Raw genomic sequence first — 6,000 nt, forward strand, 5'->3', positions numbered from 1 at the left:
TTCGTGTCAATGCGTAAGTCCTACAGCCATAATATTTGTCTAGTATTTCTGGTTTTAAACACTCAAAAATCGCCCAAAAACGCTCATAAAATGCCTGTCTTCTGGCTCTATCTTGAGCTTTTTGTGCTTCTGTCCACTCAAAGCGGTAGCATAAAGCAAATGCTACGGAGCAAGATGCAAAAGAATGAGTCGAATTACTGTGACGACAGTAGGAACCTTGGGGGATCTTCACCCCATGATCGCGATCGCGCTAGAGTTGCGGCAGCGAGGTCATGATGTCGTATTTGTCACGCATGAAGTGTATCAATCAAAGCTACAAGCCTTGGGGTTTGAGTTTCATTCCATGCGTCCAAATTTCACAGCGATGAACGACCCACAAGAAATGGCGCGAATGATGGATTTGAAAACTGGACAAGAATACATGGTGCGTCAATGGGCGAATCCGCACTTGCGCGAAATGTATACCGACTTGCTTAACGTTGCCAAAGGTGCAGATTTTATCTTTTCGGGCGAAGGGGTAATCGCAACTTTGCTCGTGGCAGAAAAGCTCGGAATGCGATGGGCTTCAAGCGCAATGGTTCCCCTATCGTTTTTTTCAATCTACGATCCCCCCGTTTTAGCTCCGTTTCCAGCTTTAGCGAAGTTATGCAAACTGGGACCGATTGTAAATCGAGGCGTTCTCAATTTTGCAAAGCTTGTGAGTAACTCCTGGGCAGAGCCAATTCGACAACTGCGACGAGAACTTGATTTATCACCCATTAACTACAATCCTTTTCTTGAGAATCGATTTTCACCTTATCTAGTCATTGCCTTATTTTCTTCAGTTTTAGGGCAACCTCAGCCGGACTGGGCGGCAAACACCGTAGTCGCAGGCTTCACTCTCTACGATGGGACGCAAGGTGGCGCAGAACTAGCTCCAGAGTTGAGGCAGTTTTTAGAAGCGGGTGAACCTCCGATCGTCTTCACGCTTGGCTCTGCTGCTGTGATGAATGCTGGAACCTTCTACCAAGAAAGCCTTCGAGCCGTCCAACAACTGAATTGCCGAGCTGTTTTGCTCATGGGTAATAATCCAACACTAGAAAATCTTCCAGATAATGTTTTGGTAATCAACTATGCGCCGTATTCTCAGATATTTCCTCATGCCCGTGCGATCGTGCATCAAGGTGGCATTGGTACTACGGCTCAAGCATTACAGGCAGGTCGCCCGACCTTAATTATGCCGTACAGCCATGATCAACCGGACAACGCAGCAAGAGTTCAACGATTAGGAACGTCTCGCACAATTTCCCGCGAACAATACTCCGCTTCACGAGTTGTAAAGGAGTTGAGTGAGTTGCTAGAGAATCCGACTTATGCAGCAAAAGCGGCGGAAATTGGACAAATCATACGAGCCGAAGATGGTATTGCTGTAGCGTGTGATGCCATCGAAAAACAGCTAGGAAAAGTTGTAGTTTCATCGTAATTCTCTATCTTTTACCAACAACTCTGGTACAGGAGGTTGATTATAATCCAAGGTCAAATCAAATCCGGCTTGCTCATATATCTCTAATAATAGATTCTGTAAATTTAATTTTATTTCCTGTTCTTGCTGTTCTAAAGGAATAGTAAAATTAGGGATAGCTTCTCTCACTGTAAAAGCAAATAATTGAGCCGAGGGTAAGCAATCAGACCTGACAACTAAAATCCGATAGTCTATGTCAGGAATATTTGTCATAATTGGCATTTTATCGCCATTTCTAATCAAGTCAATTTCTACTAAATTAGTATCACTTTGTAATATTTTTTCTCTTTTCTCTAAATAGGATTTTCTTCCTGATTTTGTGCGTTTATTGGTGGGAGAAAGCACTTCAATTACTGTTATTACTTTACCAGTAGAAACTTCTCTAATTTCTAAATATCCTTCTTTTATTTCTAAAGGTAATGGTAATGTTACAGTAATAGATTTATTTTCTGTGTCAGTGGGTAAAGTTGCTATTGCTGTTTTATTACTATTGGATTGTTGTTCCTTTTGTTTTGCTGATAAAATCGCTAAATCAGGAATACCATTAAGAATTGCTGTTGAACACGTAAATCGTCGTCTAAAAATCTTTAAAATCTTGTCTGATAGATATCGAAATCGTCACCGACGTTTTGGTTTAAGGTCGAATTTAATTGCCGGAATTTATAATTACGAATTAGCTCTATAAAGTCAGATTAAAAAATAAAATTATCAAATAGTTTCAGGATTTTATCAATCACTGAAACTAGATTTGCTGCTAATTTTTTAAAATTAGCGTAGGCGCAGCCCGCCGTAGGCATCGCTTGATAATAGCTAATCGAAAAAATTGATAAATTCTTCCTATTCTAATTGCCAAATCTCAAATTAAAATAACCCAATATCATACCACAAAATATTTATGCAAGAGTTCTAGTGAACGCAGTTGTAAGAGCGTGGGTACTAGAACGAGGTGGTGGGGAATTTTTGCGATCGCTGCTTGAGTCACTGGTTGAACAAGACAGGCTAGAACAAGAAAAAAAGTTGCAGCCCAATCTACAACCGAAAACACCACCACCACACCAAGCCAAAGCACTAGCGGCATAAAACCACTACTCCAATGCGTTCGCTGTGGCTATCAAGGCTCTGACTTTAAGAAAGAAGGATTAGACAGAACGAAGTCAAAGCAGGTTTTAAAATGTCCTGCGTGTCGTTCAAAGTCAATCAATCACTTGAGTCTAGGCTAGGGCGTAGGTAGGGGGGGAGTCCAGAGATTGACGTATCTCTATTTCGGCGTAGATGGCTCATCTGTGTCTCTTCCCAGCCTCATATTTACTCAAAAACATAAGCCCGTCTTCTATCTATTTGTAGTTAAGAAGACGGGCTTATGTTTGTTGTTTGAAGTGCTTGCTTACTACGCTAATTATAGCATTTTTATGCAAGTTTCCAGCAGAAAGGGTGGCGGTCTTTATATAGGCGTTCGCCCAAAAATTTTTTAAAAATTTTTACTCCAAAATCAACCACTTGACGGCGTAAACTTAGGCAAATTGAAGAGGGAGTTAGTTTAAATCTCCCCACAAGATTATTCCGGGAACCACCAGTCTGATGGTCTAAAAGTTGGTAATTTATCCGGCTGATTCTCAAGGAAGTTTCGTAATTTAACCTTGTTCGTGATAGTTCCAATAACCTGAATACCGCCAAATCTACCACCTACACCGTTTGTGATTATAGCCTTGTATTCAAAAGTATCGCACTGATTAAATCTTGGCATGAAGTCATCAAAGCGATCGCATTCCTTACAACCATCTTTAGTAAACATTCTTTCTTCCCAGTCTAAGGCATCTTGTAGAACTTTCGCCTTTTCTTTTTCAGAAAGTTCGCCGTATATTCTCTTACGAACATTCCTATACACGAAGGTCTTAACCTTTCTAAGTCTATTGTCTAATCTATTGTTTTCCATGTTATACTCCAGTAGTGTATCCAAAACTCTAATACTTAATATTATTATAATGCACCCGTACTACTAACACTAGTATGGGTGCATTTTTGCTATTTAAGCTATGTCTAAAAGTTCAGGAACACAGCCGGAACATGGAACGGAACACAACCGGAACGGAACACCGGAACACCGGAACGGAACGCTAGGAACATTGATATTGCGTTGTTCCGGTCGTGTTCCGGTCGCTTCTCTAGCCTGTTCCGTGTTCCGCTCCGGTCTAGGGGTTAGCCTAGAACAGTAAACCCATTCTCGCTTTCACCATCAATTAATTCTTTTTGAATTAGCTCATCTATACCGCTTTTAATTTCTGCCATAGGTGGTGTTTTGTCTCCCCACTTGCGCGACTTTCTAATAGTCTCTAGCTTTACTGGCGGGTTCCCATTTCTGATAATATCTAGAATGGTAGCGGCTACTTTAGATAGTGCCGGAGTATAAGCAGATGGAAGTTTAAAGAATGACTCTAGCTGTTGTCTGGTGTTGTCTTGGATGTTATCGTCTGCTACAGCATCCTTAATAGAATCGGCTGATTCTAAACACTGGCTTCTGTAGCCTTTGTATTCGTCTCGGATAAATTCTGGAACTACGCCAAGAGTCCAATTTGAATTGTTGGAGAGAACGATAGGAGAATCACCAGCGTCTAGTTGATCTAGTTGCTGTTTCAATTCTTGGCGCTTGTTAGAATTGCTGATCAGGTGGGCGTTATTTAATGCTAACTCTAAGAATTCGCGCTTGCTGTTTTTAGCAAGAAAGATGATGTCACCAACACTTCTAGAATCCCTACTTCCGCAGAATGGTAAAGCATCTAAGTTAGGAGAATGGGAGCTAACCCACAAGCAAAGGTTATACTCGCGTCCAACTAGCCAAGCTTCATTTAAACTCGCTTGTAGATGCCCAGCTAAGGGCACGAACCCCAACTCTTTTTTTTCACTAATATAGTACGAGTTTGGTTCTAAATAAATGCCTTTAAGTGCGTTCTCCAGCATTACGTTCATTGTTAAGAAGTCTCAAGAAAGAGTCTGGTTATCTTCCCCTCTTTCATTCCCGCATCAATGAATTTTATTATTTCTACTACGGCGTTAACTGGATTATCTTTAATGCAAAGTGCGGTTGTAGCAAAACTTTTAAAGAATGCTAAATCAGACTTTTTAACAACTACGGCTAGAGATTGAAGTCTATTACCGTGGTGGGTCTTAAGTCTACCCCAAGCAGTACCTAAAAACGTTGTCTTACCTGCACCAGGTGCGGCAATAATTACGCAACCGCCGAGTGTTTGTTTATCAGCCGACAACACCAGGTTATCAATAATAGATATCGCTGCTTCTTCTAGCGTGTCTAAACTCGTTTGGCTGGACTGAGTTTGTAATACTGTTGTCGCCGAATCCTGCACTAGCAGTACTTTTGGCGCAGTAGATATAGTAGGTGTTTGATTCTGTAGCTTAGTTGGAGCGGTGGCAACGGTTAAGGCTGATGCTCTGTCCATCAATTCAGCGCGTGTAATTCCCAACCTTTCGGCGCAATAGTCTACAGCATAGTCAAATACGGGTTTTCTGTCCCGTCTAATCAACTTACCTTCCGCTATTTCCCCCTTAGAGGCACTCACCAGAGCATCGCAGAACAGGCGATCGCCGGATAGCTGCCATAACTTAGCCCAATTTTTAGCCGGAGATGAGCCTAGAGCCAGTGAATACACCTTAAGTTTAGGTAGTGATTTAGTGATTTCGCTATGGTCGTTTATGGTTCCACCAATGATGGTAGCCGCACTCCCTACGCTTGCGGCAAGTACAACCGCAATAACAAGTGGGCTTGTGAGAAGACTTGCCCCGGAAATTGCCAAACATACGCTAAAGCCAGTAAAGATTGAGCTAGCTATATTTTTGTGGATCTTGTTTTCTAGCTCGTTGTCTAAATGTTCTAGAGTATGTTGGAATTGTTGTAGTATGGCGGTTTTCTCTGTTAGGCTTTCTGTATTTTCTTCTTGGCATAACTCATAAAATAGAACTTTTAGCGGGTCTGCTAGATTCTTAGTAATTTTTGATAGCATGGGATTAATTCTCGTTTAAGTTTGTAAAAAGCCCGCACAGGTTTAGCTCTGGCGGGCTTTTGAATTAGAAATTAGTCGAAGCTTATTGGATCGGGGATGTCAGTATCAATCGCGTCCGAAACTTCACCCAAGACACTAACCATAGAACTAACGAGTTTTAGCGTTTGCTCTGGAAGTGTAAGCGATATTGCCGCTATAAGCAGGGCAATGAACTTTTTATCCCCATTTTCCTGTGGATGTTCCGAAATCCAAGCCAATTGCAATCTCGCTTTCCTCTAATTCGATAGAGGCTTTGTCATCTCCAGCGAATAGGCAGTAAGCGATACTGCCGTAACCTTCTGGTTTTACGTCGTTGAGTGTAATTTTGTAAGTTTTTTGAACTCTTGAACGACTGGCATCGGCTCTCAAATGCTCAATTGTGTGAGTGCCGGAAATATTGCGGCGAATGTCTTGCGCCCATTTTTCGGGATTGTGAGAAGAGGTAGT

The 6,000-nt window shown here is 41.7% G+C and carries 6 protein-coding genes and 2 pseudogenes; 3 read left to right on the forward strand and 5 right to left on the reverse strand.

From position 1 onward, the window contains the following. The first annotated feature begins 184 nt into the window (after positions 1–184). Positions 185–1,462, forward strand: coding sequence for a glycosyltransferase (locus tag V7K76_RS17890; protein WP_334779629.1), 1,278 nt, complete (start codon positions 185–187; stop codon positions 1,460–1,462). Here V7K76_RS17890 and V7K76_RS17895 read toward each other — a convergent pair. Next, positions 1,454–2,095 carry a DUF4058 family protein gene (locus V7K76_RS17895; RefSeq protein ID WP_335029911.1) on the reverse strand — a complete coding sequence of 214 codons (642 nt, stop codon included), beginning with the start codon at positions 2,093–2,095 and terminating at the stop codon, positions 1,454–1,456. The genes V7K76_RS17890 and V7K76_RS17895 overlap by 9 nt on opposite strands. Here V7K76_RS17895 and V7K76_RS17900 point away from each other — a divergent pair. Together V7K76_RS17900 and V7K76_RS17905 are read left to right on the forward strand one after the other, a co-directional pair. Next, positions 2,049–2,186 (forward strand): annotated as a pseudogene (locus tag V7K76_RS17900) (IS5/IS1182 family transposase); the annotation flags it as partial. The gene V7K76_RS17895 and the pseudogene V7K76_RS17900 sit on opposite strands and share 47 nt — an antisense overlap. A gap of 224 nt (positions 2,187–2,410) precedes the next feature. Then, the gene (locus V7K76_RS17905; RefSeq protein ID WP_334953357.1) at positions 2,411–2,581 is read left to right on the forward strand and encodes a hypothetical protein; all 171 of its coding nucleotides are present in this window, start codon (positions 2,411–2,413) and stop codon (positions 2,579–2,581) included. 475 nt (positions 2,582–3,056) lie between these two features. Here V7K76_RS17905 and V7K76_RS17910 read toward each other — a convergent pair whose 3' ends face one another. The 4 genes and pseudogenes from V7K76_RS17910 to V7K76_RS17925 form a co-directional block, all read right to left on the reverse strand. Beyond that, entirely contained in the window at positions 3,057–3,386 is a 330-nt protein-coding gene (locus tag V7K76_RS17910) for a hypothetical protein (RefSeq protein WP_334953355.1), read from the reverse strand. Positions 3,387–3,697: 311 nt separating this feature from the next. Continuing rightward, positions 3,698–4,465: a hypothetical protein gene (locus V7K76_RS17915; RefSeq protein WP_335029909.1), complete on the reverse strand. Its 768-nt coding sequence runs from the start codon at positions 4,463–4,465 to the stop codon at positions 3,698–3,700. A gap of 2 nt (positions 4,466–4,467) precedes the next feature. After that, complete coding sequence (locus V7K76_RS17920; protein ID WP_335029910.1) at positions 4,468–5,514, reverse strand: hypothetical protein; 1,047 nt, start codon at positions 5,512–5,514, stop codon at positions 4,468–4,470. Positions 5,515–5,730: 216 nt separating this feature from the next. After that, positions 5,731–6,000 (reverse strand): annotated as a pseudogene (locus V7K76_RS17925) (hypothetical protein); the annotation flags it as partial.

The sequence above is a fragment of the Nostoc sp. genome, from assembly GCF_036917975.1.
In the GTDB taxonomy this organism is placed as follows: domain Bacteria; phylum Cyanobacteriota; class Cyanobacteriia; order Cyanobacteriales; family Nostocaceae; genus Nostoc.

Bases quoted from the DNA above. Each gene is read 5' to 3' on its own strand.
- V7K76_RS17890 (WP_334779629.1), top strand. From the start codon at position 185: ATGAGTCGAATTACTGTGACGACAGTAGGAACCTTGGGGGATCTTCAC.
- V7K76_RS17915 (WP_335029909.1), bottom strand. From the start codon at position 4,465: ATGAACGTAATGCTGGAGAACGCACTTAAAGGCATTTATTTAGAACCA.
- V7K76_RS17920 (WP_335029910.1), bottom strand. From the start codon at position 5,514: ATGCTATCAAAAATTACTAAGAATCTAGCAGACCCGCTAAAAGTTCTA.